This is a genomic window from Caulobacter sp. GW821-FHT05F04, from assembly GCF_059419665.1.
Map to the genome: position 1 here is coordinate 201,527 of NZ_JBWKSF010000008.1, position 25,702 is coordinate 227,228.

29 protein-coding genes and 1 pseudogene are annotated in these 25,702 nt (G+C 67.1%); 26 read left to right on the forward strand and 4 right to left on the reverse strand.

Features of this window, described 5'->3' with window-relative positions:
* Position 1: 1 nt before the first annotated feature.
* Positions 2 to 289 carry a hypothetical protein gene (locus AC07R7_RS20360; RefSeq protein WP_066685866.1) on the reverse strand — a complete coding sequence of 96 codons (288 nt, stop codon included), beginning with the start codon at positions 287 to 289 and terminating at the stop codon, positions 2 to 4.
* Between the two features lie 454 nt (positions 290 to 743).
* On the opposite strand from AC07R7_RS20360, the gene AC07R7_RS20365 reads away from it, so the two are divergent.
* The 7 genes from AC07R7_RS20365 to AC07R7_RS20395 all read left to right on the forward strand — a co-directional run bounded on the left by AC07R7_RS20365 (position 744) and on the right by AC07R7_RS20395 (position 5,915).
* A complete protein-coding gene (locus AC07R7_RS20365) occupies positions 744 to 1,097 on the forward strand; it encodes a hypothetical protein (RefSeq protein WP_172274915.1) in 354 nt (117 codons plus the stop codon).
* Positions 1,098 to 1,213: 116 nt separating this feature from the next.
* Positions 1,214 to 1,663 (forward strand): heavy metal-responsive transcriptional regulator, encoded by a 450-nt coding sequence (locus tag AC07R7_RS20370; RefSeq protein WP_062098120.1) that lies wholly within the window; start codon positions 1,214 to 1,216, stop codon positions 1,661 to 1,663.
* 132 nt (positions 1,664 to 1,795) lie between these two features.
* Positions 1,796 to 2,176 (forward strand): hypothetical protein, encoded by a 381-nt coding sequence (locus AC07R7_RS20375; protein WP_066730188.1) that lies wholly within the window; start codon positions 1,796 to 1,798, stop codon positions 2,174 to 2,176.
* A gap of 17 nt (positions 2,177 to 2,193) precedes the next feature.
* On the forward strand, positions 2,194 to 4,092 hold the full coding sequence (locus AC07R7_RS20380; RefSeq protein WP_494636424.1) for a 2Fe-2S iron-sulfur cluster-binding protein: 1,899 nt from the start codon (positions 2,194 to 2,196) through the stop codon (positions 4,090 to 4,092).
* Positions 4,092 to 4,814, forward strand: coding sequence for a hypothetical protein (locus tag AC07R7_RS20385; RefSeq protein ID WP_062100026.1), 723 nt, complete (start codon positions 4,092 to 4,094; stop codon positions 4,812 to 4,814). The genes AC07R7_RS20380 and AC07R7_RS20385 overlap by 1 nt, the downstream gene beginning before the upstream one ends.
* Complete coding sequence (locus AC07R7_RS20390; protein WP_231732075.1) at positions 4,814 to 5,527, forward strand: cytochrome C; 714 nt, start codon at positions 4,814 to 4,816, stop codon at positions 5,525 to 5,527. Before AC07R7_RS20385 ends, AC07R7_RS20390 begins: the two co-directional genes overlap by 1 nt.
* Positions 5,514 to 5,915, forward strand: a complete 402-nt coding sequence (locus AC07R7_RS20395) for a DUF1622 domain-containing protein (protein ID WP_062100024.1) — start codon at positions 5,514 to 5,516, stop codon at positions 5,913 to 5,915. The genes AC07R7_RS20390 and AC07R7_RS20395 overlap by 14 nt, the downstream gene beginning before the upstream one ends.
* A 96-nt stretch (positions 5,916 to 6,011) precedes the next feature.
* On the opposite strand, the pseudogene AC07R7_RS20400 reads toward AC07R7_RS20395, so the two are convergent.
* Positions 6,012 to 8,965, reverse strand: a pseudogene (locus AC07R7_RS20400) (Tn3 family transposase).
* A 115-nt stretch (positions 8,966 to 9,080) separates the two neighbouring features.
* On the opposite strand from AC07R7_RS20400, the gene AC07R7_RS20405 reads away from it, so the two are divergent.
* Entirely contained in the window at positions 9,081 to 9,650 is a 570-nt protein-coding gene (locus tag AC07R7_RS20405) for a recombinase family protein (RefSeq protein ID WP_101714484.1), read from the forward strand.
* Between the two features lies 1 nt (position 9,651).
* Here the strand turns inward: AC07R7_RS20405 and AC07R7_RS20410 are convergent, their stop codons facing one another.
* Entirely contained in the window at positions 9,652 to 9,852 is a 201-nt protein-coding gene (locus AC07R7_RS20410; protein WP_066683137.1) for a hypothetical protein, read from the reverse strand.
* A gap of 112 nt (positions 9,853 to 9,964) precedes the next feature.
* Between AC07R7_RS20410 and AC07R7_RS20415 the strand changes: the two genes are divergently transcribed.
* The 18 genes from AC07R7_RS20415 to AC07R7_RS20500 all read left to right on the forward strand — a co-directional run bounded on the left by AC07R7_RS20415 (position 9,965) and on the right by AC07R7_RS20500 (position 25,221).
* Positions 9,965 to 10,291, forward strand: a complete 327-nt coding sequence (locus tag AC07R7_RS20415) for an ArsR/SmtB family transcription factor (RefSeq protein WP_066683138.1) — start codon at positions 9,965 to 9,967, stop codon at positions 10,289 to 10,291.
* Between the two features lie 56 nt (positions 10,292 to 10,347).
* A complete protein-coding gene (gene arsH / locus AC07R7_RS20420) occupies positions 10,348 to 11,088 on the forward strand; it encodes an arsenical resistance protein ArsH (protein ID WP_066683139.1) in 741 nt (246 codons plus the stop codon).
* Positions 11,089 to 11,166: 78 nt separating this feature from the next.
* Positions 11,167 to 11,538: an ArsR/SmtB family transcription factor gene (locus AC07R7_RS20425; protein ID WP_066683140.1), complete on the forward strand. Its 372-nt coding sequence runs from the start codon at positions 11,167 to 11,169 to the stop codon at positions 11,536 to 11,538.
* Entirely contained in the window at positions 11,535 to 12,071 is a 537-nt protein-coding gene (locus tag AC07R7_RS20430; RefSeq protein ID WP_066683141.1) for an arsenate reductase ArsC, read from the forward strand. The genes AC07R7_RS20425 and AC07R7_RS20430 overlap by 4 nt, the downstream gene beginning before the upstream one ends.
* Positions 12,072 to 12,107: 36 nt before the next feature.
* Entirely contained in the window at positions 12,108 to 12,524 is a 417-nt protein-coding gene (gene arsC / locus AC07R7_RS20435) for an arsenate reductase (glutaredoxin) (RefSeq protein WP_066683142.1), read from the forward strand.
* A 26-nt stretch (positions 12,525 to 12,550) separates the two neighbouring features.
* Entirely contained in the window at positions 12,551 to 13,591 is a 1,041-nt protein-coding gene (locus AC07R7_RS20440; protein ID WP_066683143.1) for a substrate-binding domain-containing protein, read from the forward strand.
* A gap of 88 nt (positions 13,592 to 13,679) precedes the next feature.
* Complete coding sequence (locus AC07R7_RS20445; RefSeq protein ID WP_066683144.1) at positions 13,680 to 14,969, forward strand: arsenic transporter; 1,290 nt, start codon at positions 13,680 to 13,682, stop codon at positions 14,967 to 14,969.
* A gap of 84 nt (positions 14,970 to 15,053) precedes the next feature.
* Positions 15,054 to 15,257, forward strand: coding sequence for a FecR/PupR family sigma factor regulator (locus AC07R7_RS20450; RefSeq protein ID WP_494636425.1), 204 nt, complete (start codon positions 15,054 to 15,056; stop codon positions 15,255 to 15,257).
* Positions 15,258 to 15,386: 129 nt separating this feature from the next.
* Entirely contained in the window at positions 15,387 to 15,716 is a 330-nt protein-coding gene (locus tag AC07R7_RS20455) for an ArsR/SmtB family transcription factor (protein ID WP_494636426.1), read from the forward strand.
* Between the two features lie 220 nt (positions 15,717 to 15,936).
* Positions 15,937 to 16,974 (forward strand): flavin-containing monooxygenase, encoded by a 1,038-nt coding sequence (locus tag AC07R7_RS20460; RefSeq protein WP_295105846.1) that lies wholly within the window; start codon positions 15,937 to 15,939, stop codon positions 16,972 to 16,974.
* 200 nt (positions 16,975 to 17,174) lie between these two features.
* The gene (locus AC07R7_RS20465) at positions 17,175 to 17,582 is read left to right on the forward strand and encodes a four-helix bundle copper-binding protein (RefSeq protein WP_494636427.1); all 408 of its coding nucleotides are present in this window, start codon (positions 17,175 to 17,177) and stop codon (positions 17,580 to 17,582) included.
* 121 nt (positions 17,583 to 17,703) lie between these two features.
* Positions 17,704 to 18,060: a DcrB/PsbP domain-containing protein gene (locus AC07R7_RS20470; protein WP_197425325.1), complete on the forward strand. Its 357-nt coding sequence runs from the start codon at positions 17,704 to 17,706 to the stop codon at positions 18,058 to 18,060.
* Between the two features lie 154 nt (positions 18,061 to 18,214).
* The gene (locus AC07R7_RS20475) at positions 18,215 to 19,735 is read left to right on the forward strand and encodes an aldehyde dehydrogenase family protein (RefSeq protein WP_062100021.1); all 1,521 of its coding nucleotides are present in this window, start codon (positions 18,215 to 18,217) and stop codon (positions 19,733 to 19,735) included.
* 22 nt (positions 19,736 to 19,757) lie between these two features.
* Positions 19,758 to 20,783, forward strand: coding sequence for an alcohol dehydrogenase AdhP (gene adhP / locus AC07R7_RS20480; protein WP_062100020.1), 1,026 nt, complete (start codon positions 19,758 to 19,760; stop codon positions 20,781 to 20,783).
* Positions 20,784 to 20,812: 29 nt separating this feature from the next.
* Positions 20,813 to 22,501, forward strand: coding sequence for a copper resistance system multicopper oxidase (locus tag AC07R7_RS20485; protein WP_172274912.1), 1,689 nt, complete (start codon positions 20,813 to 20,815; stop codon positions 22,499 to 22,501).
* Positions 22,502 to 22,680: 179 nt separating this feature from the next.
* Positions 22,681 to 23,466, forward strand: coding sequence for a copper resistance protein B (locus AC07R7_RS20490; protein ID WP_156449520.1), 786 nt, complete (start codon positions 22,681 to 22,683; stop codon positions 23,464 to 23,466).
* On the forward strand, positions 23,457 to 24,719 hold the full coding sequence (locus tag AC07R7_RS20495) for an MFS transporter (RefSeq protein WP_062099701.1): 1,263 nt from the start codon (positions 23,457 to 23,459) through the stop codon (positions 24,717 to 24,719). Before AC07R7_RS20490 ends, AC07R7_RS20495 begins: the two co-directional genes overlap by 10 nt.
* A 64-nt stretch (positions 24,720 to 24,783) precedes the next feature.
* On the forward strand, positions 24,784 to 25,221 hold the full coding sequence (locus AC07R7_RS20500) for a DUF411 domain-containing protein (RefSeq protein ID WP_062099702.1): 438 nt from the start codon (positions 24,784 to 24,786) through the stop codon (positions 25,219 to 25,221).
* A 34-nt stretch (positions 25,222 to 25,255) separates the two neighbouring features.
* On the opposite strand, the gene AC07R7_RS20505 is transcribed toward AC07R7_RS20500, so the two are convergent.
* Positions 25,256 to 25,663 carry a response regulator gene (locus AC07R7_RS20505; protein ID WP_101714500.1) on the reverse strand — a complete coding sequence of 136 codons (408 nt, stop codon included), beginning with the start codon at positions 25,661 to 25,663 and terminating at the stop codon, positions 25,256 to 25,258.
* Between the last annotated feature and the right edge of the window lie 39 nt (positions 25,664 to 25,702).

Below are 25,702 nucleotides of genomic sequence, written 5' to 3' on the forward strand. Positions count from 1 at the left end.
GTCAGCGCCCGCCGAGCAGGGTCGACGGCGCCAGGTGCGCGTCGACCGAAAACGCCGAGATCTCGGAGGGGGCGCGCGCGGCGGCGTTGGCCGCGAGACTGCCGCCGACCATGCCCAGGCCCAGGGCCGCCACCACCGAGGCCGCGCGCAGCGGCACGAGCGCGTTCGCCGCGCGCCGGCCGTCGCGCCAGCTGTCGATCCTGGCCCACACCTGGCCTTCCAGGCCGGGCAGCTGGGCGTGCGGCTGGCGCCGCAACGCCTCGAAAAGTTCGTCGAGCTGGTCGCTCATCGTCGATCCCCTGACTCTGCACGCCTACATACGCGGCCCGCGGTCCAATCCCTCACCTCAGGCGCGACGCGCCCCCGGGCCGGCCGTGCGTCCGGCGCACGACGCGGAGAAAAACCATATGCTGAAAACGTCCGCACGGATCCACAGGTGTTGGGCCGCTGGCGACGCTCGGGTGCGGGTGAAAGCCACGCACGCCCCGGCCCCGCATGGCGATCGCCCCCCGGGGGGACGCGCCCGCGCCCAGGACGGCCGAGGTTCGGAGCGGCGCGATCGCCGCCGCGGCCTGGCGCCCCGTCGCGCGAGACGAGGGCCAAAACCTGCGCTTCGGAATCTACGTATTCCGACCCGGGACGTAGGACCCTAGTCCTGGACTCGAAGAACAACTTCTTCCCGTCGAAGATCAAACGGCGGCGCATCTACTCATCTCCAAACCTATTCATCTAAGGAGTCAAAGATGATCAAGACGTCCGTCATCGCCGGCTTGGCCGGCATCGCGATGCTCGTTGCAACGCCGGTTCTGGCGCAAGGGATCGGCCACACCTTCTTCATGAAGGGCTCGATCGTCGCGAACGACAGCAACGGCACCGTGATCTGCATCGGCAAGGCGGACGGCGCCGAGGTCGGCCAGACCCTGGAAGTCTACCGCGTCAAGCAGCTGCCGGGGCCCAACAAGGCCCCGCCGTCCTATCGGCGCGACCTCGTCGGGCACGTGAAGATCGACCACGTCTTCGACGACCACTTCGCCCATGTCACGGTCGCCGACGGTACGCCGGCCAAGCACGACATCGTCGAGCTGCGCAAGAACTGAGCGGGCGATCGGTTCGCCAGCGGCGGGATGGCCCACGCCGTCTCGCCGGAGCGACCGGCGGGCGCGCCCCTCCGCTGACCTTGGGCTTTCGTCCAACGAGCGAGGCGACGAGTATCATGACGACCTTCAAGATCGGCGCGTTCGCCGCAGCCGCCGGCGTGCGGCGCGATACGATCCGGTACTACGAGCGCACCGGCCTGCTGCGCGATCCGGGCAGGACCGGCGCCGGCTACCGTGTCTATGAGGACGCCGACCTCCTGCGGCTCCATTTCATCCGGGCCGCGCAGGAGCTCGGCTTCACGCTCGCCGAAACCGCCGACCTGCTCGCGCTTCAAGCCTCCGACACCGCCAAGGCGTCGGCGGTGCTGGAGATCACCCGCGAGAAGATCCGCGACGCCGAACGCCGCATTCAGCGGCTGTCGGATATCCGTGACGTGCTCAGCGCGCTGGCCGACGATTGCCCGATGGACGTGGCGGCCTCGGACTGTCCGATCCTGGCCTTCCTCGCCGAAAGACGGGTCCGGCGGTCGGACGCCCGCGGCGACGCACCGCGGGAGGCGCTCTGACCCGCCCGGGCGCGCGGCGACACGTCAATCCTTGGCCGGCGACCTCGCCGGCTCCACCGCTCGCCCCTGGCGCGCCCGTCCGCGGCGAAGGCCATCGGTGTCGAGCCCATGATCTCCAGGGAGGAACTTGCCATGATCGACATCCGCCACACACTTCGCGCGCCCATCCAGGCGCTTGTGATCGGCGCCGCGGCGCTCGCCCTCACCGCCTGCGGCGACAAGGGCGCTGAGCCCCCGCCGCCCGCGGCCTCGGTCCAGGCCCCGGCCCCGTCGCCCGCCGCGGCCCCGGTCCCCAGCGCCGCCGATCCGGATCCCGGCGTCGGCGGCTCGACGGCGCCTTCGAACAACGCCGCCGGGCAACATGACGCCGATCACGACGCGGCGACGATGGAGCGCCATCATCGTCAGGAGATGGATCACCACGCCATGCGCCAGGGCGGCGCGGCCACGGGGACGACGCCCCAACCCGACGCCGCGCCGATGAGCCCATCGGCTCCGATGAAGGACATGTGAAGACGAGGGCAAGCCCGATGCGCGGCACGACCAGCCGACAGGGATGGAGCTTGGGTCTGGCCGCCGCCTGCCTTCTGCTTTCGACGGCGGCCATCGCCCAGGAAGGCGACGAGCACGCGGCCCACCATCCGGGCGCGCAAGGCGGCGCGATGGCGGACGCCGGCGTCATGGGCGCCGCGCCGAGCCCCGCGGCAGCCGGCATGAGCGGAATGATGGACGAGATGATGGAGGGCGAAGGCGAGCATGGCGCCCGGCGCACGCCCTTCGTCTCACAACTGCTCGCCGCCCCGTCGCTCAGCGCCGAGGGGCGCAACCGGTTGATGGGCGAGGCCCAAGCGCGCGTGGAGCGCGGATTGGCCATGGCCGCCGAGGCCTCCGCCGCCGCGCGGTCCGAAGATCCGGCCGCCCGGGCGAGCGCGGCGCGGCGCCTGCGTGAAGCAAGCGACCTCTTCGCGAGCGGATCGGCCGCGCTCGCCGCCCTCGACCGCGGCGCGTCCCCGCAGCCGGCGGCGATCACCTGGTTTCGGGATCAGATGAGCCTGGGCGCGCCGCCGCACGCGGCGCCGATCCGGTGGCTCGGCGTCTCGCCGCCCCATTTCATGCTGATGTTCGTCCTGGCGATGGTCAGCGCGATGCTGCTGGGCCTGCAGGTCGCGCGCCTGCGGCGGGTCCGCAAGATCGTCGACGCCGGCGGGTCGACGGCCCCCGCGCCCGCCCCGGCGACCGCGACGGCCTCGCCACGCCAGGCGGCGGCCGTTGAGCCGGGCGCTGAAACGCTCACGCCGAGCAACGCCGCGCCGCCCGCCGGGGCGTCGCTGCGCAAGCCCAGGAGCTGGTCTGGCCCGTTGCGGGTGGTCCAGATCGTGCGGGAGACGCCGACGGTTCAGACCTTCCGGCTGGCCGACCCGGCCGCCGATCGGCTGCCCTTCGATTTTCTGCCCGGCCAGTTTCTCCAGGTCGAGGTGGAGCCGGTGGATGGCAAGCCCTCGCGGCGATCCTACACCATCGCCTCCTCGCCGACGCAGCGCGCCTATGTCGAGCTAACGGTCAAGCGCGAGGAGCAGGGCGTCGTGTCGTGCTTTCTGCACGACAAGGTCGCCGTCGGCGACCTGCTGAAGACGACGGGCCCCTTCGGCGCGTTCACCTTCACCGGAACCGACGCCGACAGCATCGTGCTGATCGCCGGCGGGGTCGGCATCACCCCCATGATGTCGGTCCTGCGCTACCTGACCGACACGGCTTGGTCGGGCGAGATCTTCTTCCTGTACGGCGCCCGTTCGACCGACGAATTCGTCTTCCGCGAGGAGCTCGAGCGGCTCGAGCGGCGGTTCTCCAATCTGCACGTGATGGCGGCCATGCGACGCTCGGCCGGCACGGTCTGGCTGGGGCCGCAAGGCCCGCTCACCCGCCAGATGCTGCTCGACGCGGTCCCAGACATCGCCCGCCGCCGCATTCACATGTGCGGGCCGCCGGGCATGATGGCCGCGATGCGCCGGGAGCTGGCCGCTCTGGGCGTCCCGGACGCTCAACTTCACACCGAAGCCTTCGGGCCCGCGTCGCTGCCCGCCGACGCGGCCGAGCTCGAGGTCAAGGCGCCGCCCCCCGCGCCGTCATCCCCGAGCGTCGTCGCGCCCCCCACGCCGGCGGTCGCCGCGGCCACCATCACCTTTTCCGTGGCGGGCGTGTCGGCCCCGCTCCCCGCCGGCCAGACCGTCCTGGAAGCCGCGGAGGGCGCGGGGGTGGAAATCCCCTATGCCTGCCGCTCGGGTGAATGCGGCGTCTGCGTCACCCGGCTGATTTCGGGCGAGGTCACCATGGCGGTGGAGACCGGCCTGGATCCCGCCGACAAGGCCAAGGGCTACATCCTGGCCTGCCAGGCCAAGAGCACGGGCCAGCCGCTCGTGGTGGAGGCCTGATGCGCGAGCGCGGCGACATGGCCGTCGGCCTGCTTGTGGCCTTCCTGCTGCTCTTTCCGCTGGGCTACGTCCTGCACGTCGCGCCGCGCTTTCCCGGCAGCCTGGTCGGCGGCGTCATCGGCGTCGTCGCCGCCGTCCTCATGCTGCTGACCCTGCCCTATGTGGTGGTCAAGCACGTCAAGGCGGCGGAACGGTGGACAGGCCGGTTCGTCAGCAAGCCGACGCTGCTGGCCCTGCATGTGTATGCGGGCGTGCTGGCTCCGATCCTGGGGTTGGTTCATGCCGCCCACAAGTTCGGCAGCCCCGTCGGCCTAACGCTGACCGGCCTTGTGCTGCTGACGGTCCTCAGCGGCTTCGTCGGCCGCTACCTGCTGGCGCAGACGGCGCGGGCCCTGCGCGGCCGCCGCTCCGAGCTGGCGTCCCTGCAAGCGGCGTATCTCCACCTGCCGGCGCCCCCGGCGCCGACGGCGGCGGCCGTTGCGCTTTCCCGCTGGAAGCGGCTGTTCTTCGTCGCCGGCGAACCGCCGGCGCCGCCGCCCGATGGGGCCGAGGCCCTGGCCGCGGCCTTGGCCGACACCGAGTTCGCCATCCGCGCGGAGGGTGCGACCAACCGGCTGTTGTCGCGTTGGCGGTGGCTGCACGCTGTCCTGGGGGCGCTGGTCTACCTGGTGCTGCTTTTGCACATCGCCGCGGCCATCTATTTCGGGCTGCGCTGGCTATGATGCGGGACCGCCTCCTCTACTGGATCTTTGTCGCCGCCGGCCTGGCGCTGCTGGGCGTCGCGGCGATGATGCAGACAAGCGCGCCGCCCGGCGCCGGACCGGTGGCTCAGCTTGTCGCGCCAGGCCCCCTGTCGCCGGCCCACCAAGCCTTCGGCGCGCAGTGCGCCAGTTGCCACACGCCTCTCAAGGGCGTGGAGAGCAAGACCTGCGTCGCCTGCCACGCGAGCACCGATTTCGGAAACAAACAGTCGACCCAGTTCCATGCCCAGGCCAAGGAGTGCACGGCTTGCCACGTCGAGCACGAAGGCGCGCGCGCCATCGTGAAGATGGACCATCAGGCGTTGCTCGATCCGGCGGTGTGGCGAGGGCCGGCTGTTTCGCCACCCAATCCGCACGCCTTGCCGCCCGAAGCCGCGCTCAATTGCGCAAGCTGCCATTCCGTCCGCGATCCGCATCTGGGACTCTTCGGCCAGGACTGCGCCAGCTGCCACGCGACCAGCAGTTGGAAGGTTCCCAACTTCCGGCATCCGTCGGTCAGCTCGACGCAATGCTCGGAGTGCCACACCGCGCCGCCCAGTCATTTCATGGAGCACTTCAGCATGGTCTCCCAGCGCGCCGCCGGCTCCAAGGCGCGCGTCGAACAATGCTACGCCTGTCACACCACCGACAGCTTCAACAACATCCGCCGCCGAGGCTGGTATGATCACCATTGAGTCCGGCTGGCTCAGCGCCTTCTTCAGGCTCGCGGTGATCATCCTCGAGCTGGCGGGCACGCTGACCATCCTCAGCGGCGCGGCGCTGGCGACGATCCTGTTCGCCCTGCGGGCCCGATCGGGCGACCGGGCCAAGGCCTATGGCGCGTTCCGGTCCGCCCTCGGCCGAAGCATCCTTCTTGGCCTCGAATTCCTGGTCGCCGGCGACATCGTCAAGTCGCTCGTCATCAACCCGACCTTGGACGATCTCATCGTCCTGGCCGGTCTGGTCTTCGTGCGCACCTTCCTTAGCATCTCGCTCGGCGTCGAGATCAACGGCCACTGGCCCTGGGAGGACACGCGCATGGCCAGGGCCACGGGCCGCGAACCTTCCTCACCGCGGGTCTGACCAGACCCGCCCACCCGCCGGGAGATTGACATGCTGGGCCTCACCTCAAGGTTTGTGCGCTAAACCTCGGCTAAAAGTACGAACCAAGAACACCTGTTATGCGGCGTAATGTCTGTCGCCCATTGGGTCGTTCAACGGCCTCATGCCGCGGTGCTTCGCCGCATCCGCCCAGAGGTAGTCACCGGTCAGCCCGATATGGGCCCAACTCATCGGCGAAAGATGGGCAAGAAGGTCGTCGGGCGCAACCTGCCCCCTCTCCCGCAGATGCTCGACGGCACGCTGCATATATAATGTGTTCCAAAGCGCGATTGCCGCGATCACCAAGTTCAGTCCAGAGGCGCGATGCTCCTGGTTCTGCAGTGTGCGGTCGGCGATGCGGCCCTGCTTATGGACAAACACCGCCTGGGCCAGAGCGTGGCGGGCCTCGCTTTTGTTGAGCCCTGCCTGACAACGCCGGCGCAGCTCCGGACTTTCCAGCCAGTCGAGGGTGAACAGTGTGCGCTCGATCCGGCCAACCTCGGCCAGGCCCATGTCGAGGCGGTTTTGCCGTTTGAACGCCGACAGCTTCTTGAGCATCACCGAGGGTGCGACGGAACCGGCCTTCAGAGACGCCGCCAGGTGGACGATGTCCTCCCAGTTTTCTTCGATGACATCGACGCGGATCGGCCGTCCGAGCAGGGGTTCGAGGATGCTATGGCGCGGCTTGGCGCCGATGATAGCTACCCTGCGGTCCTGGAGATCGCGCAAGCGAGGCACAAACCGGTAGCCCAGCAGATGGCAGAGCGCGAACACGTGGTCGGTGGCGCCGCCGGTGTCGGTGTAGTGCTCGCCGCCACCGCGGCCGATCAGACCGTCGAGCACATAGGGCGCCTCCGAGGAAGTGGCCGACAGCACCCGGGTATGGAACGAGCCGTGCATGTCCGACAGGTGGGTGTAGATCCGCAAGCCCGGCTCTGGACCGTACTTAGCGTTGACCTCGGCGGCGCCGCCGCGACGCCGGCCGGACCTGAAGAACTGGCCGTCGGATGAAGAGGCCTCGCCATCGCCCCAATGGCGGGCGAACGCCTGAGCGTGGTGGACCTCGATGATCCTGGCCAAGGCGGCCTTATAGTTCTCCTCGCTCAAGTACCAGCTCTGCGTCCAGGCGAGCTGGGCGTAGCTGACTCCCTGGCTGGCGTTGGCCATCCTTTCCAGGCCAAGATTGGTGGCGTCGGCTAGGACCGCGGCCAGGATGCAACTGGGATTGTCGTGGACCTTACCTGAGCGCAGTTCGCGGAACATCGACGAGAAGCCGGTCAGCGCGTCGATCTCCCTGAGCAGCTCCGTGATCCGAACCCGCGGGAGCAGAGCATCGATCGCTCGATCGAGGGTTCTGGCTTCGTCAGGGGTGCTGGCTTTCACCGGCGTGACCGATAGCTCCTCGCCCTTCAACACGACACCGACCAAGTCGCCCTTCGACAGGCGGCGCGCGAAGCTCGCCAGGCGCTGATCTAAAAGACCGGCCCGTTCGGCCAGGTAGGCCCCCATCTCCACGTCGACCGGCAAGGCTTCAGCCTCTGCCGCGACTTCGTCCTTGGGTAGCAGATAGTCGGCAAAGCGCTTGTAGGATCTCGAGCCCTCGATCCAGACATCGCCCGATCTGAGCCGATCGCGCAACGTCGCCATCACGGCCGTCTCGTACAGGCGTCTGTTGATCGAAGGCCCTGACGGTTTGACGAGGGCCTTCCAATGCTTGGAGGCAAACGGCATCGGCGCGTCGTCGGGGATCTCGCGACGGGCTGTCCGGTTGAGCTCTCGCAGAAGTTCGACAGCCTTCAGCAGAGAGGCCCCGCCCGTGCCGGCGCGCAAGCGTATGTGCTCTAGAAAGGTCGGGGCGAACCGGCGCAGCGCGCCGTAGCGATCGGCGGCGCTGACCAACGGATCCTCGACCGCGAGCGCCGCCAGGGCCTCGATCTTCGGCCGGGCCTGGATCACCTTCCACCATCCAACCTGGGCATCGAGCGCGTCGAGCACGTCGCCGCCGTCGGCGCGGGCATGTTCCACCGCGCCGATCACGCCACTAAACAGGCGCATGAGCTGACTGACTTCGCGACTGCTGGCCTGGTATTTGCGCTCGCGGCCGCGACGTCCCTTGGCGAACAGCGATCCCACCATCTTGTCGAACATGTCGACGGCGGCGTCACTCAGGCGGCTTTCGAGAAAGATCAACTGGGCGACGACGGTAGCCCGTCGGCGGCTGACGCTGTAGCCGCTCAGCAAGAAGGCTGGCGCGACCGCCCCTTCACGAACGTACTGCTCGAAGCGCCGCTCATGGATGGTTTCGGTGATTGACGGATTGATGCCGATGGCTCGGACATAGGCCAAGCGCTCAGTTATCCCTGACATCGAGGCGGCGCTAGGTGACTCTGGAACGTCGCGTAACCAGGCCAAGGTCGACTTCCTCAGGTGTGGGCTGTTGACCAGCATTTGGTCAACGACCTCCAACTGTGAGATCGATAGCGGAGCCAACAGGTCCTCGGCCGCCTTGCGCCTAGCCTGCGAGCGACCGGCCAAGCCAACGCGCTCCAAAGTATCGGGGGCCGGCAGGATGATCCGACGCTGGCGCAGTTCGCTTATCAGGGCTTCAACTATCGGTCCGCCCTTGTCAGTCTCGGCGGCCGCGGCGGCGGCGACTGACACCATCTGGCGAATATCGCCCCGTACAAATGCGCGAAGGCCCAGTCGCTCGTAAAGCTGACCGGTGTGATCAAGGCGGGTCTGGGGGCGCTTGGAATAGTCGTCCAAAGCCGAGACCGGCACATGGAGCTGGTCGGCCAAAAACGACGGAGCACGAGCGGGGCCGCCTCTCCAACTCGCCACCCGAAACCAGGGTGACGGAGCAGAGCCATCTGCATCGCGACGCCCAACTTGTTGGCGGCTCCTTTGCGGGCGTCGATCCATCGAAGGTCTTCAAGTGACAACGTGTAGAAGCGCGCTACCTCGCGGTCGGTGACCGGAGGCTCGAACAGCCTTCGCCGTTCATCAGCCGTGAGCAAGCTTCGCCGCGCCATGGGATCGTCCCCGCCGCTTTCGCGCTGGCTCATAATTCACGAAATACGAGACGCTGGCCAGCCTCAACGATTTCAGACGCTTGCGCGTCTCGAATTATAGTCTCAAAATTGAGTGATGATTTACGGCTATGCACGGGTCTCCACCGACGGTCAGAGCGTCGCCGCACAGGTGGCGGAACTGACAGCGGCTGGATGCGAGAAGGTGTTCAGCGAAACCGCGTCCGGAGCGAAGACCGACCGCACCCAGCTCAAGCGCGCCATCGCCTCATTGGCCGCCGGCGACGTCCTGATGGTCACTCGGCTCGATCGCCTGGCCCGATCGACGCGCGATCTTCTCAACGTGCTCGCCGCGTTGACTGAACAGGGCGCACAGTTCCGATCCATCCGCGACACCTGGGCCGACACCACCACGCCACACGGGCGGTTGATGCTTACCGTCCTGGGCGGCCTGGCCGAGTTCGAGCGTGAACTGATCCGGTCACGCACCAGCGAGGGCCGTGAGCGAGCCAAGGCACGCGGGGTCAAGCTTGGGCGCCGCCACAGTCTGACCGCTGCCCAGCGGACCTTCGTCGCCCAGCAGCGCGCCAACGGAGAAAGCGTGCGCCACCTAGCCCGCGTCCTGGGCGTCAGCAAGGCGACGATCGGCCGGATACCAGCAGCCGAAATTGATGCCGCAAAGCTATAGGCTATTTGCTCAGCTTGCGGCTAACGCGGGCATGGTGAGCCTCAAACCGCTCGATCAGAGCATCGAGGAAGGCCTCGGCATCGGCGCCGACAAGTGCGTTGCCGGCGCGACATTCGCGTTGCTGCTGCTCCAGGAGCAGGCCGAGCGCCTGTTGCGCAGCAGTGAGTGGTTTGGTCGTGAGAGGATCGCGGTGCTGCGGCATAGCTTCTCCTGTCGCCGGTCCTCTCGACACCCTAGCCGTTAACACCGAAGGAGGCGCAAGGTGATCGGCTCCGTGTTGACTCCACTATTTCACTAGAAATATAGTTATGTGAATGTCGCTACTCTCTGAAGACGCCGTTGCCGGCGGCCTGGCCGCCTTGGGGAGCCCCGTGCGGCTTCGACTGTTCCGCGTGCTGGTGCGAGCCGGCGCGGCGGGGGCCAACGTCACCGATCTGGTTCGGCTTATGGAAGCCCCGGCCTCGACCCTGTCGCACCACTTGACCGCGTTGTCGCGGGCCGGCCTGGTCCGGCAAGAGCGTCGCGGCCGCGAGGTGATCTGCACCGCCAACTATGAGCTCGTGGGGGCCCTGGCGGCCTATCTGACCGAGAGCTGCTGCGCTGGCCTCGAGCTGGACTGCGCCGCGCCGAGCGCCGCCTGACCCTTTTTTGAATCAAAACCACGACTCCACTAGGAGTCTCGTTGCTTGGAGCCGCCGTGTCTGATTTCCCTGCCTTGGCCGCAGAGTTCGCCGATCACCCGACCCTTGAAAAGCTCGAGCCGCCCAAGATCTCGACCCATCCGCCGCGGATCCTGCTGCTCTACGGCTCGCTGCGGGAGCGGTCGTTCAGTCGCCTGCTGACCTATGAGGCCCAGAGGATCCTCGACCGTATGGGCGCCGAAACCCGCGTCTTCGATCCGGCCGGCCTGCCGTTGCCCGACGCCACGACGGCCGACCACCCCAAGGTCCAGGAGCTGCGCGAGCTTTCGCTGTGGTCGGAGGGCCAGGTATGGTGCAGTCCTGAGCGCCATGGCGCGATCACCGGCATCATGAAGGCGCAGATCGACTGGATCCCACTGGAGATCGGCAGTGTGCGGCCAACTCAAGGACGCACCCTGGCGGTCATGCAGGTCAGCGGCGGCTCGCAGTCGTTCAACGCCGTCAACACTATGCGCCTACTCGGCCGGTGGATGCGGATGATCACCATCCCCAACCAGTCGTCAGTCGCCATGGCTTACAAGGAGTTCGACGAGCACGATCGAATGAAGCCGTCGGGCTACTACGACCGCGTCGTCGACGTGATGGAAGAGCTCTACAAGTTCACCCTTCTGACGCGCGATCGCGCCGACTACCTGGTCGACCGCTACAGCGAGCGCAAAGCCTCTGGTCGGATCCCCGAACATGTCGTCCTGGGCGAGGCGGCAATGGCGCACGAGCGCGCGCCGCAAACGGCCTGATCTCATCGAAGCCCGCGGCCCGCTGGTCGCGGGTTTTCTTGTCTTCAGTTCGTCTTATTTTTCGAGTAAGGTCGAAATATGGAATCGAAAGTTGCCGCTGCAGCCTTGAGCGCCCTTGGACATGAGGGCCGTCTGGGTATCTTTCGCCTGTTGGTGCAGATGGGCGCCGAGGGAATGCCCGCCGGCGAGATCGCCAAGGCCACCGGGATCTTGCCTAACACCCTGTCAGCGAACCTCAACATCCTCAGCCACGCCGACCTGATCACCTCGCGCCGCGAGGGGCGATCGATCATCTACTCGGCCAACTACGCGGCCATGAGCACGCTGCTGGGCTTCCTCATGGAGGACTGTTGCGGCGGCAATCCCCAGATCTGCGCACCGTTGAGCGAGATCGTCGCCAAGGCCGCCGAGTGCGATGGAACCTGCCTTACCGAACTGGAGACGGCATGATCGACACGGCTTTCCGACCGCTGAACGTTCTCTTTCTCTGCACGCACAACTCGGCCCGCTCGGTCATCGCCGAGTCGATCATGAACCGGGTCGGCGCTGGCCGCTTCAAGGCCTATTCGGCCGGGTCCATGCCCAGCGGCAGGATCAACCCGCACGCCATCAATCTGCTTCAGCATCTCAACTATAAGACCGACGAGCTGCGTTCGAAGGCCTGGGACGAGTTCGCGATCCTGAACAACCCTGACGCCCCGGATCTCGATTTCGTCTTCACCGTCTGCGACAACGCCGCCGGCGAGGCCTGCCCGATCTGGCCGGGTCAGCCGATGACCGCCCATTGGGGCATTCCCGATCCGTCGCTGGCCACAGGGACGGAGGCCGAAATCGCTCTGGCCTTCGCCGAAGCCTATCGCCAGCTCAATAGCCGCATCACGCTCTTCTGCGCCTTGCCGATGGCCTCGCTCGACCGGCTGTCGTTGCAGCGCCGACTGGACGACATCGGCAAGTCCAAGGCGCCCGACGAGTCCGCCGCCTGATCCTGCTTCGACCCTTCATTTGCTTCCTGGTGACCCATGGCTGACGCCGACTTTCCGATCGTGATCTTCCACAACCCCAACTGCGGCACCTCGCGCAACACCGTGGCGATAGTGCGGGCGGCCGGCTACGAGCCCAAGGTCGTGGAGTATCTCGTCGCGGGCTGGACCCATGACCAGTTGCGCGAGCTAGCCGCCGAAGCAGGCCTGACCTTCCGCCAGCTGATGCGCGAGAAGGGCACGCCTGCCGCCGAGCTGGGCCTCCTGGATGACGGCGTCGGGGAGAACCAAATTCTCGACGCCATGGTCGAGCAACCCATCCTTGTAAACCGGCCTATTGTCGTCACGCCGAAGGGCGTGAAGCTCTGCCGGCCGTCTGAAGTTGTCCTGGATCTGCTTGATCGCAAGCCGGCCAGCTTCACCAAAGAAGACGGTGAAGTCGTTTCCCTGACCTAACCACCCGACCGCTCAGGAACAGCAAGATGAAAAAGCTCCTCGGCGTCGCTGCGGCGACGGCTTTGCTGACGTGCGCCTCGGCCGCGCACGCCGCCCGCGACTACGTCTGGGCCGCCGGCTCGTCCACCGTCTTCCCGTTCACCACCCGCGTGGCCGAGAACTTCGCCAAGAAGACCGGCAAGAAGTCGCCCAAGGTCGAGAGCCTGGGCACCGGCGGCGGTTTCAAGATGTTCTGCGGCGGCCTGGGCGAGGGCTTCCCCGACGTCGCCAACGCCTCGCGTCCGATGAAGAAGTCCGAGTTCGAGGCCTGCAAGGCCAAGGGCGTCAAGGACATCGTCGAGATCAAGATCGGGTTCGACGGCATCGTCATCGCCATGGACAAGAAGGCGCCCGACTACAATTTCAAGCTCGAGCACCTCTATCTGGGCTTGGCGCAGAACGCCTTGCGGGGCGGCCAGTTCGTCGCCAACCCCTACAAGAACTGGAAAGAGGTCGGCTCAAACCTCCCCAGCAACCGCATCCTGGTCTACGGCCCGCCGCCGACCTCGGGCACCCGCGACGCCTGGATAGAGCTGGGCGTCGAGGCCGGCGCCAAGAAGTTCCCGACCATCAAGGCTCTGCACGACAAGGACGACAAGGCCTTCAAAGCCAAGGTCGATCCTATGCGCACGGACGGCGGCTGGATCGACGCCGGCGAAAACGACAACGCCATCGTCGGCACCATCACCAAGACCCCCGGGGCGCTGGGCGTCTTCGGCTACTCCTTCCTCGAGGAGAACGGCAACCGCATCAAGGCCGCCGCCGTCAACGGCGTCAAACCGACCGCCCAGACGATCGCCAGCGGCCAGTACCCCGTGTCGCGCTCGCTCTACATCTACGTCAAGAAGGCCAACGTCGGCGTAACGCCCGGCCTGAAGGACTTCCTGGCCGAGTTCGTCTCCGACGCGGCCACGGGGCGCGGCGGCTACTTGCAAGGCCGCGGCCTCATCCTTCTGCCTCCGGCCCAGCACCAAGCGGCCAAAGCTGCTGCCTCCCAGCTGACGCAGATGGCGCCTCCCAAGAGCTGAACCGCAGGGCGCTAACGCGCCCGCAAGTTGGTGCGGCGGACAGTCAATCCTGTCCGCCGTCTTTTCGTCTCCAGTCCAGAGCCTGTCCGTGATCCTTGCCCTGCTGATCTTCATCGCCACCATCACCCTGGTCATCTGGCAGCCCAAGGGTCTCAGCATCGGCTGGAGCGCCAGCATCGGCGCGGCGCTGGCGCTGGTCACCGGCGTCGTGCACCTGGCCGACATACTGACCGTCTGGCACATCGTCTGGAACGCCACCGGCGCGTTCATCGCGGTCATCATCATCAGCCTGCTTCTCGATGAAGCGGGCTTCTTCGAATGGGCCGCGCTGCACGTAGCGCGCTGGGGCGGCGGCAAGGGGCGGCTCCTGTTCGCCTCGATCGTGCTCCTGGGGGCCGCAGTCTCGTCGGTGTTCGCCAATGACGGGGCGGCGCTGATCCTCACCCCCATCGTCATCGCCATGCTCATGGCCCTTGGTTTCAAGGACAAGGCGACCCTGGCCTTCGTTATGGCGGCGGGCTTCATCGCCGATATGGCCAGCCTGCCGCTGGTGGTCTCCAATCTCGTCAACATCGTCTCGGCAGACTTCTTCAAGATCGGCTTTGGGCGCTACGCCCTGGTCATGATCCCCGTAAACTTGGCGGCGATCGCCGCGACCCTGGGGGCGCTGCTGATCTACTTCCGTCGCGACATTCCCAAGACTTACGACGTCGCCCAGCTGAAAACGCCGGCGGCCGCCATCAAGGATCCCGCGACCTTCAAGGCCGGCTGGGTAGTCCTGGCGCTGCTCCTGATCGGGTTCTTCGCTCTCGAGCCGCTAGGCGTGCCTGTCAGCGCCACGGCTGCGGTCGGAGCCCTGGTCTTGTTGGTGATCGCGGGCCGGGGCCACATCATCAGCACGCGCAAGGTCCTGAAGGGCGCTCCCTGGCAGGTCGTCATCTTCTCGCTGGGCATGTACCTGGTGGTCTACGGGCTGCGCAACGCGGGCCTCACCGACCAGCTAGCGGGCCTGCTCAATCACTTCGCCAAAGGCGGTGTCTGGGGCGCGGCCTTCGGCACGGGCGTTCTGACGGCGCTCCTGTCCTCGGTCATGAACAACATGCCCACCGTCCTGGTCGGCGCGCTCTCCATCGAGGCCAGCGGCGCGACCGGCGCGGTCAAGGAGGCGATGATCTACGCCAACGTGATCGGCAGCGACCTGGGCCCCAAGATCACCCCGATCGGCTCGCTGGCCACGTTGTTGTGGCTGCACGTGCTCAGCGCCAAGGGGATCAAGATCTCCTGGGGCTACTATTTCAAAGTCGGGATCATCCTGACCACGCCGATCCTCCTCATCACCCTCGCGGCCCTGGCGCTCAGGCTGACGATCGCCGGGTAAGAGGGGAGCGAGCGCCCCCCGGCGACAGTCGTCGGGGCCGTTCAAAGATGGAGAGGCTGGCGTCGGAGCTTAGGAGCTGAGGCGATGGGCAGAGCGAAGCTTTCGCGTTTGGAGCGAGAGAGTCTCTCGTGGGTCAACCGCCTGCATTCCGGCGCCTTTTCAGTGGAGGACGCCGACGCATTCCGGCGCTGGCGCTCATCGGATCCTGCCAATGAGGCGGCGTTCGTGGAGGCGATACGATTTCGCCGCAGGGTGGGCGAAATGTTGAGAAGTGCGCGGCAGGACTGACCGAAGTTCCAGAATGTCCGGGTCTGCCGGCAGGCCAGCGACCCGCTCCAGGCGCCCCTCTGAAAGCGGAAGATGATTTACACCTGCATATGTGCACATATATACACATGATGCCAACTCAGAGCGTTCATGCCCACAGACGTTAAACTCGAGCGACCCAGGACCTTCGACGCAGGCTTCTTTCGTGCCTTGTGCGAGCCGGTCCGGCTGCAGTTGCTGACCAAGCTGGTGCAGTTGGGGCGAGCGGACGTGGCGACGATCTCCGAGGGCTTCGGACAGGATCGCTCGGTGATCTCCCGCCATCTCCAGATTCTACGTGACACCGGCGTGGTAACGGCCAGCCGGGAGGGGCGGCACGTGTTCTATGAACTCGACGGGCGCGCCCTGGCCGACAAACTGCAGAGCATGTCGGAAGAGGTCAGAGCCCTGTCGCCGCTTTGTTGCCCTGGCCGAGGCTAGAGCCGCAATCCGCTTTGAGAAACATATGCATATGGACGCAAACATGCATATAATGAAGAGTAGTTGTCGGTCCGCCGCGATCCTGATGCCGGCCGCATGGGCGGGCCCGCTGGGGCGCCATCTGCTGCGGCTCAGGTTGACCGCGCCGAATTTCAAGGACGACGACAAGGCGTTGCACCAAGGGGCTTCGAACACGTCTGAACCGGTCGCGAGCTGATCGATGCAGAAGTATGATGTCCTCGTGGTGGGTGGTGGACAAAGCGGCCTTGCCGCCGGCTGGGCGCTGCTCAAGACTGGCTTGAAGTTCGCAATCCTGGAAGGCGGAGCGGCGGTGGCTGGCTCCTGGCCGCGTTACTACGACTCTCTGCGACTCTTCTCACCTGCCGCCTATTCGGCTTTACCTGATCGAGCGTTTCCCGGCGATCCGAAGCGCTACCCGCGCCGGGATGAGGTGTCGGCCTATTTGGCAAACTATGCTGATGCGCTCTCCCTGCCGGTGCTGACTGGCCAGCGGGTGACCTCCGTCGAGCGAACTCCTGAAGGCTTTTGGCTACGGACAACGGCTGGCCGGGAGTACGTCGCGCGATCGGTCGTGATTGCCACAGGCGTTTTTGAGGCCCCGCACATGCCGCGATTGCCGGGACACGAGCGCTTCGGCGGAATGGCGTTGCATGTTGCCGGCTATCGCAATCCAGAGCCGTATCGTGGGCGGCGCGTGGTGGTGGTCGGAGCCGCTAACTCTGCTGTCCAAGTTGCGGTCGAGCTCGCTGCTGAGGCTGACGTGACGCTGGCGGTGAGGAGTCGCGTGCGTTTCATCCCGCAGACCTTGTTGGGACGCGATATCCATTTCTGGTTCAACTTGGCTGGCGTGGATCGTTCGCGGCGCCTGTCGGATCAAGGAACGCCAGTGCTCGACGACGGTCACTACAGCGCCGCACTGAAGCGGGGCGCGCCATTGGCGAAGCCGATGTTCACCAGCTTTACCGAGACAGGTGTGGTTTGGGCTGATGGCGTTGAGGAGCGAATCGATGCGGTGATCTTCGCGACCGGCTACCGACCGAACGTCGGTTTTACGAAGCTTCCCGGCCTTGTGGATGGCGCAGGCACGCTACTTCAGCGTGACGGTAGGGCGATTGGGCAGCCCGGAATTTATTTCGTCGGACAACCAGGTCTGCGCAGCTTCAGTTCAGGCGTGCTGCGTGGGGTAGGGCGCGACGCCGCTGCTGTTGCAGCACAGATCCGGAGAGTGATGACCTAGAGCACCGGCATGAGACTGTTCGCGCCTAGGTTCTGGCTTCGTACTGCTAAGCGTACATTGGCGCACAAACCTCGAGGTAAGCCCTACATCAGGCGGCTTACCACCTAGTTCTGGGTTTGTGCTTTCAAGCGAGGTTTAGCGAACAAACCTTGAGGTGCCCCCTGCTGCAACGACGAGACCTGCTCACGGGAGCCGCCCTGTTGGCGGCCGGCGCCGCCCAGCCCGCCGCGGCGGCCGCCCAGGCCCACGACATGAAGGGCATGGACGCCATGCCCGGCATGGCGATGTCGATGAGCGACTGCATCGATCACTGCCTGGCTTCCCATCGCCGGTGCCTTGAGACCGCCGCCTACGCCCTCGGTCAAGGCGGCGCGCTCGCCGCCCCCGACCTGATCGCCATGCTCACCGACTGCGCCGAGCTGTGCCAGGCGACCGCCAACTCCATGCTCCGCGGCTCGGCCCTGCACCCGGTGCTCTGCCGCGCCTGCGCCGAAGCCTGCGACCTGTGCGCGGCGGCCTGTTCGAAACCCCGCGCCGACGCCCCGATGGCCCAGTGCGCCGAGACGTGCAGGGTGTGCGCCGCGGGCTGCCGACAGATGTCGCGCTGACCGCGCCTTCGGACCTTACGTATACGCGCGGCCGCCAATTGCGGGCATTGCAAGCGTCACGCCGTTCGAGATGCAGACGACGCCATCGGACGCGAACGTCATAAGTTGGAGATCAGAAATGATGCGCAAGATCGCAGTCGTGGCCGGCGCTGTCGGCCTTCTGGCCATGGGGACCGCCGCATTCGCCGACGGCCCCGCGCCCAAGGCCCAGACCCAGCCCGCGCCGGCCGCCTCCGCCCAGACCCCGCCGGACCACGCCCACATGCAGGGCATGGACCATGGCGGCCAGCAGATGCACGACCAGATGATGAAGGACCATCAACAGGGGATGGCGAACATGCCGGCCACGCCGCCCAAGGATCCCGCCGCCAAGAAGCCCATGAAGGGCTGCTGCATGGACAAGCCGATGGCCCCGAAAGGCAAACCCATGGCTCCCAAGGACGCCAAGGATCCCGCCATGCCCATGAAGGACATGTAACGCCCGCTCAAGCCGCGACGCGCCGAAGAACCTGCCGGGCGAGCACGCCCGGCAGGTTCTTTCACGTCCGGGCGCCGCCAGGCGATGTGACATCTACGGATATCCTCGGCCGCGCCCGCCACTAGGCTCGTCGTCACCAGCAGGGAGCCAAGCGATGTTCCACAAGGCCATCGAGACGATGCGCGCCGCGCCCTTGTTCAAGGCGCGCTACGACAACTTCATCGGCGGCGCCTGGTCGGCCCCGACCACGGGCGAGTACTTCGCCGACCACAGCCCGATCAATGGCGACCGGATCGCCGAGTTCGCCCTGTCGGGTCCGGCCGACGTGGAACTGGCGCTCGACGCCGCCCATCGCGCCAAGGCCGGCTGGGCGCGGTTGTCGCCGGCCGAGCGGTCCCGGCTGCTGAGCCGGGTCGCCGATCGCCTGGAGCAGAACCTCGACCTGCTGGCGCTCGCCGAGACGCTCGACAACGGCAAGCCGATCCGCGAGACGCGCGGCGCCGACGTGCCGCTCGCGGTCGATCACTTCCGCTATTTCGCTGGATGCATCCGGGCCGAGGAAGGCGCGATCTCGACGATCGACGCCGACACCATCGCCTACCATTTCCGCGAGCCGCTTGGCGTGGTCGGCCAGATCATTCCCTGGAACTTCCCCCTGCTGATGGCGGCCTGGAAGATCGCGCCCGCGCTGGCCGCCGGCAACTGCACGGTCATCAAGCCAGCGTCCCAGACGCCCCTGACGCTGATGATGCTCGCCGAACTCACCGCCGACATCCTGCCGCCGGGCGTGCTCAACGTCGTGACCGGGCCCGGCCGAACCGTCGGCCAGGCGATCGCCGCCAACCCGCGGATCGCCAAGGTCTCGTTCACCGGCGAGACGGTCACGGGCAAGGCGATCATGCACGCCGCGGCCGATCACCTGATCCCGCAGACGATGGAGCTCGGGGGCAAGTCGCCCAACATCTTCATGGCCGACGTCCTTGATGAGGAGGACGCCTTCTTCGACAAGGCGCTGGAAGGGTTCACGCTCTTCGCCTTCAACAAGGGCGAGGTCTGCACCTGTCCCTCGCGCGCCCTGATCCATGAATCGATCTTCGACCGGTTCATGGAGCGGGCCGTGGCCCGCGTGGCGGCGATCCGTCAGGGCGACCCGCTCGACCCCGCGACCCAGCTGGGCGCCCAGGCGTCCGAAGACCAGCTGCGCAAGATCCTCGGCTATATCGAGATCGGCAAGAACGAGGGCGCGCAATGCCTGATCGGCGGCGCGCGGGCGCTGCCCGGAGGCGAACTCGACGGGGGCTATTTCGTGCAGCCGACCGTCTTCGTCGGCGACAACAGCATGCGGATCTTCCAGGAGGAGATCTTCGGCCCAGTGTTGTCGGTGACGACCTTCAAGACCCTCGACGAGGCGATCGCGATCGCCAACGACACCCCCTATGGTCTGGGCGCCGGCGTCTGGAGCCGCAGCGGCAACACCGCCTATCGCCTCGGCCGCGCCATCGAGGCCGGACGGGTCTGGACCAACTGCTATCACCAGTATCCGGCCCACGCCGCCTTCGGCGGCTACAAGGCCTCGGGGTTCGGACGCGAGACCCACAAGGCGATGCTCGATCACTACCAGCAGACCAAGAACCTGCTCGTCTCCTACGACGAGCACGGCCTTGGTCTCTTCTGATCCCTCGCAAAGGAGCACAGCCATGGCCAAGACCATGAAGGCGGCTGTCGTCCGCCAATTCGGCGCGCCGCTGGTGATCGAGGAAGCGCCGATCCCCACGGTCGGTCCCGGACAGATCCTGGTGAAGATCGCCGCCACCGGCGTCTGTCACACCGACCTGCACGCCGCCGAGGGCGATTGGCCGGTGAAGCCGAACCCGCCCTTCATTCCTGGCCATGAAGGCGTCGGTCACGTCGCCGCTGTCGGGTCGGGCGTCACCCACGTCAAGGAGGGCGACCGGGTCGGCGTGCCGTGGCTCTACACCGCCTGCGGCCATTGCGTGCATTGCCTGGGGGGATGGGAGACCCTGTGCGAGAGCCAGCAGAACACCGGCTATTCGGTCAACGGCAGCTTCGCCGAATACGTCCTCGCCGACCCCAACTATGTCGGCCACCTGCCGGACAATGTCGGCTTTATCGACATCGCGCCGATCCTGTGCGCGGGCGTTACCGTCTACAAGGGACTGAAGGCGACCGAGGCCAAGCCGGGCGAGTGGGTCGTGGTCTCCGGCATCGGCGGCCTGGGTCACATGGCCGTGCAGTACGCCAAGGCGATGGGGCTCAACGTGGCGGCGGTCGACATCGACGACCGCAAGCTCGATCTGGCGACACGCCTTGGCGCGGCCGTGACCGTCAACGCCCGAGAGCAGGATCCCGCCGCCGCGATCAAGGCGGCGATCGGCGGCGCGCAGGGCGTCCTCGTCACCGCCGTCTCGCCCAAGGCCTTCCAGCAGGCGCTCGGCATGGTCCGGCGCGGCGGCACGGTGGCCCTCAATGGCCTGCCGCCCGGCGATTTTCCGCTGTCGATCTTCGACACCGTGCTCAACGGCGTCACCGTCCGCGGCTCGATCGTCGGCACCCGGCTCGACCTGATGGAGGCGCTGGCCTTCGCCGGCGAGGGCAAGGTTCACGCGACTGTCCACACCGAACCGCTCGAGAAGATCAACGACGTCTTCGCGCGCATGCACCACGGCGACATCGAGGGCCGCATCGTCCTCGACCTCGCCTAATCCCCCCCGCGACGAACCGCGAGCAAACCATGTTCGACAGTCCTACCTTGCCGGCCACACGGCGCCGCTTCGTCCAGGGCCTGGCGGTCAGCGGGGCGGTGGCCGGAGTTTCGCCGGCGCTGCTGGCGGGCCCCGCCGCCGCCGCGACCGCCGAATTGCGCGGGACCGAATTCGATCTCGAGATCGCCGAACTGCCGGTCAACTTCACCGGCAAGCGTCGGATCGCCACGGCGGTGAACGGCGCCGTGCCCGCCCCCGTGCTGCGATTGCGCGAGGGCGACACCGTCACCCTGCGCGTCCGCAACCGCCTCAAGGAGATGTCCAGCATCCACTGGCACGGGGTCATCCTGCCCGCCGAGATGGACGGCGTGCCGGGCATCAGCTTTCCCGGGATCGCGCCCGGCGAGACCTTCACCTATCGCTTCGAGCTGCGTCAGGCGGGCACCTACTGGTATCACGCGCACACCTTGGCCGAGCAAACCGGGCTTTATGGCGCGATCATCGTCGAGCCGCGCGCGCCGACCGGACCTGCGCCCGATCGGGACTACGCCATCCTGCTGAGCGACTGGTCGGACGAACCGCCGCTGCAGATCTTCACGAACCTCAAGAAGCTGAGCAGCTACTACAATTTCGCGCAGCCGACCGCCGGAGACTTCCTCGATGATGTGAGCCGCCTGGGGGCGGGCCAGGCCCTGACGCGGCGGCGGATGTGGAACCGGTCGCGGATGAACCCGACGGACTACAGCGACGTCTCGGCCGCCACCTACACCTACCTGATGAACGGAACGCCGCCGGCCGGGAATTGGACGGGCATAGCCGCCGCCGGCGAGCGGGTTCGCCTGCGGTTCGTGGGCGCGGCGACGGCGACCTTCTTCGACGTGCGCATTCCCGGCGTCGCGATGACCGTCGTCTCGACCGACGGCCAGCCGGTGGAGCCGGTGACGGTCGAGGAGTTCCGGATCGGGCCGGGCGAGACCTACGACGTCGAGTTCACCATGGGCGACGGCGCCCGCACGATCTTCGCCCAATCGATCGACCGGACCGGCTTCGCCCGCGGCGTCATCGCCCCAGCGCCCGGCATGACGGCGCCGACGCCGGCGCTCGATGCGCGGACCTGGCTCGATCCGGTCGACATGATGGGCGCCATGGCCGCCATGGGCGGCGAACACGCCGGCCACGGCATGGCGGACACGCCCCCGAAGGCGCGTCACGCGCGCACCGAGTACGGCGCCAACACCGACATGCGCGTCGACTATCCGCGCACCAATCTCGACGATCCCGGCGCGGGCCTGCGCGAGCGGTCCTGGCGGGTGCTGACCCTGGCCGACCTTCGCACGCCCGGCGGCGATCCGGATCCTCGCGAGCCGGAGCGTGAGATCGAGTTGCACCTCACCGGCAACATGGAGCGCTTCATCTGGACGCTGGACGGGATCAAGCTGAACGATTCCCGTCCGCTCCACTTCAAGCCGAACGCGCGGCTGCGCATCGTTCTCGTCAACGACACGATGATGGCCCACCCGATGCACCTCCACGGCATGTGGAGCGATGTCGAAGGCCCGGACGGCGCGTTCCAGGTCCGCAAGCATACCGTGGTGGTCCAGCCCGCCCAGCGGATCAGCTTTCGCGTCACCGCCGACGCCATGGGGCGATGGGCCTTCCACTGTCATCTGCTCTACCACATGGCGGCCGGCATGTTCCGGGAGGTGGTCGTCGCATGACCCGTCTGGCCCTCTCGCGAGCGTCTCTGCTCGCCTTGGCTCTGAGCGTTTCGGCCGTGGCCGCGCCCGCAATCGCCCAGGACGCCCCCCATCAGCACGCCGCGCCACCGCCGCCGAGCCCGGCCCCAACGGCCTCCCCCGCGGCGCCTGCGGATCACGCGGGCATGGATATGTCCGGCATGGATATGTCCGGCGCGGGGACGCCCGCCGGCGGCATGACCATGGACATGGGACGGATGCAGGGCGGCAAGGCTCCGCCGGACGCCCGCAACTCCGACGACTATGCGGACGGCTATCGCAATTCGACGCTGCCGGGCTACGAGATGGCCGACAAGCTGTCGATCCCCAAGGTTCTCGTTGACGAACTGGAGTTCGCCAGCGGCAACGAGGGGCAGGGCGTCGGCTGGACCGTCCTCGTCACCCAGGGCCAGGACGACAGCAAGCTCTGGCTGCGCAGCCAGGGCCTCAAGAACTCCAAGGATCGCCTCGATCCGGAGAGCAGCGTCGAGGCGCTGTGGTGGCGCAGCAAGAGCCCGTTCTGGGGCACGTTGCTGGGCGTTCGTCAGGATCTCGGCAAGGGGGCGACCACTTGGCTCGCCGCCGGCGTCGAGGGCCTGGCGCCCTACTGGTTCGATGTCCAGCTGACCGGCTACGTCGGCGACGACGGCCGCCTCGGCGCCCGCGCCAAGGGCGCCTACGAGGTCCGCTTCACCAATCGCCTCATCCTGACCCCGCAGGTCGAAACCAACCTCTATTCCAAGCGCTCGACCGACCGTGAGCTCGGCGGCGGCTTCAGCAACGTCGAGCTGAGCGCTCGGCTGCGCTACGAGGTCTCGCGGAAATTCGCGCCCTATGTCGGCTTCGTCTGGGAGCGGGCGCTGGACGACACCGCCGACTTCCGACGTGCCGATCGCCAGCGCCCGGCCGAGCATCGGGTGGTTGTCGGCTTGCGATCATGGTGGTGAGGCGCTGCGCGGCGCCTTGGCGACCGGAAGACGGCCTGACGTGTTCTGCGGCGGACGATAGCCCTGGCCGGAGCCAGACGGCTGCGTCGATCCTGTTGCTTCTCGCGGTCGCGGCGGCGTCTGCGGGCCAGACCGCCGTCCTCGCCTTTCTCCCGACCCTCGTCGACGGAGGCCAGGCCGACTTGGCGCTGCGCATCCACGATGTCCATGTCGCGAGTTTGACGGCGGCCCACCCGCTGGCGGCGCTCGTCTTCGCGCCGCTCTGGGGATGGCTCGCCGACCGCATCGACTACCGGATCATTCTGCGCACGGCCCTGGTCGTCCTCGCGCTGGCGACCGCGCCGGTCGGGGCGGTCCCGCTCCCCATGCTGTATGGACTTCGCTTGCTGGCTGGGCTGTCCGCGGCCGCCATCATCCCGCTGGCGCTGCTGTCAACGAACTTCGCACCCGGTGGCCGGGACGAGCAGGCGAGGCGTTTCACCTGGCTGACGGCCTTCATGTTTCTTGGCGACCTGTTCGGCCCCCTGCTCGCCGAAGCGTCCGCGTCGCTCTTTCCCCGCACGCCGCTGTTGGTGCTCGCGCTCGTCATCGCCGTGCTGGCGCTGGCGCTGACGACCGGCATTGTGCGCTTGCCGGCCCGCTGTGCCGCCCGTCCCGAGGGACGTCGCCTGCAAGCCCCGCCGCGCGTCGTCACGCTTGTCCTCCTGCTTGTCACCATCGTCGGCGGCGGCGGACTCGCCGCCATGCATGTCAGCCTGCTCGTGACCCGCTCCGAGGGCGCGCTGAGCCGCGAGGCGATCGCCGGGATGCTCAGTCTCTGCGGGCTGGCGATGTTGGCGGCTCAGCTTTTCCACACCCGCGTCACCTGGCTGGTGACCGCGCCTCGACGCCTAGCCTGCCTCACGCTCGCGCTTCTAGCCCTGTCGCTGTTTCTCTTTCGGTTTGGAACGACCGTGGTCGAAATGGCCGGTCTCATCGCCGTCGCCGGCTGGAGCTCAGCCAGTCTTCGGCTGGTCACGAGCTTCTGGATCAGCGGCCCCATGCGGCCCTCTGGAGTCATGCTTGGGCTGCAGCATACAGCCGCGAGCCTCGGCCAGGCGCTGGCGCCCATGTCGCTCGCCGTCGTGTCACCCCATCGGCAAGCGGCCGTCGTCGAAGCGATCGGCTGGCTGTCGCTCGGTCTGCTCGCGCTTCTGCCGGCGATATGGCGCCGGACGGCGACACCGGTCCATCCAGCCGGGGAAAGGGCGTGACAGCGCCGCCACGTCCGAGAGCCGCGTCCGCCACGCGCCCAGCTTCACGCCAAGGAGTCCGCCCATGAAAATCCGCCTCGCCGCCGTTCTGCTGTTGCTCGCCTTGCCCAGCGCCGCGCTGGCGGCTGGCGACATCCTGCTCTATCGCGACCCTGGATGTGGTTGCTGCGAGGCCTGGGCCCAGGCCGTCCGTGCGAAACTGGACAGAAAGGTCATCGTCAGGGATCAGGTCGCCCGCGTGCGCCTGCAGCGCCAATCCGGCCTGCCGCCGGCGCTTTCCTCCTGCCACACCGCGATCATCGACGGTTTCGTTATCGAAGGTCATGTGCCGGTCGCCGAGGTGAAGCGTCTCCTGGCCGCCCGGCCGGCTGGCGTGAAGGGGCTCGCCGTCGGCGGCATGCCGATCGGCTCGGAGGGCATGGCGGCGCCGAGCGGGGCGCGGCAACACTACGATGTCGTGGCCTTCGGGCCGGCCGGCGCGCGGGTTTTCGCCCGCTACTGACCTCCAACGGTCAGGGCCATGGGCTGGCGTCGGGTCAATGCGCGTCGCGCGACATCCCCGACTGCCGACGCAAGGCTTCGAGCACCGCCCGGCCGATCACCGGCTTGGGGATCACCTGATCGAAGCCGGCCGCGCGCGCGCGTTGCTCGAGATCCTCGTCGTAGAAGCCGGAGATCAGGATGGCGCCGCCGCGCCAGCCCTGGCGCCGGAGATGATCCAGGAGCGTCAGGCCGTCGATGTCGGGCATCCGGTAGTCGAGGATCACGCAATCGGCTTCCCTAGCGCGCGGATCAGCCAGAAGGGCGCTCCCCGTGGTGTAGCCGCTCACCGTGTAGCCGCGGGCTCGAAGCATGAGGAGGAGGCCGCGTCGCACGCCAGGATCATCGTCGGAGACGAGGACCGTATAGCGGCGATCGCGCGGCGAGGAACTGACCGATAACATCGCGCGATGAAGGCATCCGGTTGAAAGCCTGGTGACCGT